This window comes from Rickettsia sp. TH2014 (assembly GCF_019249195.1).
In the GTDB taxonomy this organism is placed as follows: domain Bacteria; phylum Pseudomonadota; class Alphaproteobacteria; order Rickettsiales; family Rickettsiaceae; genus Rickettsia; species Rickettsia felis.
Genome location: NZ_MXAX01000169.1, coordinates 1 through 3556 on the forward strand (window position 1 = coordinate 1; position 3556 = coordinate 3556).

Consider the following 3556-nt stretch of genomic DNA (forward strand, 5'->3'; position numbering starts at 1 on the left):
ATAATTTTTATAATGTCTGTAAGATTAAATCTTGACTTCTACACTAGCTTTCCCGTTCGATAAACTACAAGAATTGGCTAACTGTCCAGACTGGCGGAGAGAGAGGGATTCGAACCCTCGATACGGTATGACCCGTATAACGGTTTAGCAAACCGCCGCCTTCGGCCACTCGGCCATCTCTCCGGTTATGGCTTAACTTTATATCATCTAAATTATAAAATTTCTAGAATTATTTTATAATTTTTCTAACTAAATATGATCATTTTCCGGCTTTGCGGAATCGCCTATAATCAAAGCTTCCTTATCACAACTAGGTGATAGTCCTTTAAAGTCAGTATACCAATAAGTAGGTAAACCATCCCAACTACGGAAATATTTAATGTATTCGTAAAAATGTTTAGCCTCTATTTCTGTAGTTTCAATAGTTGTGTCATCGTTACAAATATTAAAAAGTTGCTCGGTTATATAATAAATAGATTTGGTATCGTTTTTATATCTACCTATTAGGTATTCTATAATTTCAACTCGTTTTTGTAAGCTAAGATTGTAAGAGCTTGCAGTTAGAAACTTTACCAAGCCATCTTTATCGTCACAAATATTAAAAAGTTGTACAGCTGTGGGATAAATAGATTCAGCATCTTCTTTATATTTATCTATTAAGTACTCTATAATTTTACTTCGTTTGTTTAAACTCAAATGACAATAGTCCGAAATTAACAATTTTATAAACTCCTCATTATCATTACAAATACTAAATAATATTTCTGAATGTTCTTCGCTAAAATTATTAAATAATTCCTGATATTTAACTAAAAATCTATTCCAAGTTACTGCTTCGATATTTATAAAGTTCTTATAGTTTTTTGGTTGGCATTCAGTATTATATTTTTGTGATGGTACTATAAAATTAAGGTTATCTAAATTTTGATGAAAATTTTGTAGTTCTTCAAAATATGCAGCCATAAAAATGATCGTACACTGAGTAATAGCAGAATCTACAAAATAAAATTGATAAATAAATTTGATGATATTTGATATGTCTGCTACTAACTCGCTGTCTAGTTTTCTAATATCATTTACTATATCATCTATATATGTTAACTCTTCATTCGTGTGTGCTTCATATTTAATATTTAAATCTTCAAATGTAATAATTTTACCTTTCGCTATTTTATCTGTTATTGCATAGTTTTTAATTATAGGTTCTTCGTAATTAGCGATAATATAAATTTCCGGATTATATATATCTTTGAAATTATTTCGCAGCATATTTTTTACTGCTTTTACGTATTTTGATTTAGGTAATCAAGCTCTAGCATGTGAATATTGGTAAGTAGTAAACTTGCATTATCTTTTTTATCAAAAGGAACAACATACCATGGATACTCACCTTCTTTAATGTATCCTTTAATAAGAGCAATTTTTCTATAACATTCTTCTTTTAAAAATGTATCATTAGTATCTGTTAAAGCTAACTTTTCAAGTTCCGTTATTACCTTATTTAAATAGCTCCGCCAATCGCTAGTTAATAATTCTAGCAATTGCTTAAAAAACTAAAACTAATTTTCATATAATAATATTATTAAGTTAATTTAAAAACTTTATAAATCAGAAGTTATTAGAGGTGTTATTTGCTAAATTTATCTAAAAAATTCTGTAGTTCTTCTAAATTACTTATATTACTTAACTTATATGGATAATTAATTTTTCGGAGCATATTTGTTAATACGTTTCCGGCGCCTATTTCTATTATATGGGATACGTCTAGCTGATTAAATAGCTTTAAAGTTTCACGCCATCTAACTCGTCCGCATATTTGAAGAATTAAATTTTGTTTGATTTCTGTAGGATCTAGAGTAGGTTTTGCGGTATAATTTTGAATTACCGGTAACAAAGGCTTATTAATTACAGCTTTATCAAGAGCTACTCGCATTTTTTCTTCTGCCGGCTTCATTAAGCTACAATGAAATGGAGTGCTGACTTTCAGTTTTATCGCTTTGTAGCCCAAATCTTTAATTATACTAATAGCATGATCTATAGCTGCGGTTTTGCCGCTAATAACTATTTGTCCTTCGATATTATCATTAGCAATTTGGCATAAATTTATTTTGTTGATATCTTCTAATATTTCTTCAAGTTTTTGAAGTGGAATATTGATACAAGCTGCCATGCTTCCCTCGCCTTCGGGACATGCTTCTTGCATAGATGTACTACGTATATGCAGTAGCTTTGCTGCTGTCTCAAGGCTAATACTTTCAGTGCTACATAAAGCACTATATTCACCTAGCGAATGACCTGCAGTATAATCGCCAAGACTATCCAAACTTTTACCGGTTTCAGCTTTGATAATATTTATTATTGCCACAGATACTGCCATTAATGCCGGCTGTGCGTTGGTAGTTAGAGTTAGTTCCTCGGAAGTGCCGTTAAAAATTATGTCGGTAAGTTTTCGATTTAGTGTTTCATCAACGATTTGAAAAGTTTCTTTGGCGGGTATAAAATTATCATAAAAATCTTTTCCCATGCCGATCAATTGCGACCCTTGACCGGGGAAGATAAAAGCTGTTTTCATATTTGGTATTATCGATTGAGTTTATTAATAGATTTTATTAAAATTTTCTAAAATAGTCAAATTATTTTAAGCATTTTAAAACTGTTTTTCAATTGCTACGCTACATATAATTTTTACAAAAGTATTAATTTTTCTTAGCTCTATAACTTGATTACTTCCAACTAACACTATAAATTAAACTAAGAAAATATAAACAAGGAAATTAGTTATAAAGTTAAAAGAATATTTTAAAAAGTTAGAAAGTACAGCCTTTGGTCCATGGCTTGCTGCGTTTAAAAAATTATTTAGTGAAGAGGAATTAGAAGAGGAAATACTTAATATAAAGCAAAAGGAATCTCAAAAGCTAGAGGTTAATAAAAAAGATTTAGTTATTTTATCTAATAATGTTATTGAAATTGAACAAAAAGATACAATAGAGCATGAAGTTTCAAGAGTTAACCAATATAAAGAGAATATACGTTTGGTATTTACCCTAATTACCAATATTCAATTAGAAAAATTTGCAAAATTTATCTCTAATTTACCGAAAAAACGTAGTGAATTTAAGGATTACTTTCATAGTGAAGAACAAAAAGATGGGTTTTTTAAAGAAGATGCTTATAAAAAAGTTGTTAATAAAGGTAAATTAGTTGAAAAATTTCAAGACTCACATAAATATAATTATGAAGAAATAGAACAAAATGTTCATGAATTACAAGCTTATTTAGGTTCATATGAATATAAGCGTGATATTCCTAAATCTGATTTATTAGGGCATGATTATTACTATAATGCATAAATTATTATGCTATCTGAAGTAGCGGTTTCGATAATATCTTATTAATTTTCTTATGACAATATTTAAATATAAATGATTTAAATTTAAGATATAAGAGTTAAACTGAAATAAAAAATATTTAAGTTGAAATTTAAATAAATGTTACTACTATTATGTAGTGTAAACTAAATTCTATGAAATTTGTAGAAGTCAAGATTTAATCTTAC

General features: G+C 28.5%; 4 protein-coding genes and 1 tRNA gene. 1 reads left to right on the forward strand and 4 read right to left on the reverse strand.

The genetic code is table 11. From position 1 onward, the window contains the following. Positions 1-91 precede the first annotated feature (91 nt). From KYQ89_RS03245 to fabD, 4 genes are all read right to left on the reverse strand, one after another. Positions 92-183, reverse strand: a tRNA-Ser gene (locus KYQ89_RS03245). A gap of 66 nt (positions 184-249) precedes the next feature. Next, positions 250-576 carry a hypothetical protein gene (locus tag KYQ89_RS08265; protein WP_218460386.1) on the reverse strand — a complete coding sequence of 109 codons (327 nt, stop codon included), beginning with the start codon at positions 574-576 and terminating at the stop codon, positions 250-252. 707 nt (positions 577-1283) lie between these two features. Further along, positions 1284-1541, reverse strand: coding sequence for a hypothetical protein (locus tag KYQ89_RS03265; protein WP_256621226.1), 258 nt, complete (start codon positions 1539-1541; stop codon positions 1284-1286). Positions 1542-1627: 86 nt separating this feature from the next. Then, positions 1628-2572 (reverse strand): ACP S-malonyltransferase, encoded by a 945-nt coding sequence (gene fabD / locus KYQ89_RS03270; protein ID WP_218460385.1) that lies wholly within the window; start codon positions 2570-2572, stop codon positions 1628-1630. Between the two features lie 460 nt (positions 2573-3032). Between fabD and KYQ89_RS07740 the strand changes: the two genes are divergently transcribed. Further along, entirely contained in the window at positions 3033-3350 is a 318-nt protein-coding gene (locus KYQ89_RS07740; RefSeq protein ID WP_256621227.1) for a hypothetical protein, read from the forward strand. The last annotated feature ends 206 nt before the right edge of the window (positions 3351-3556 follow it).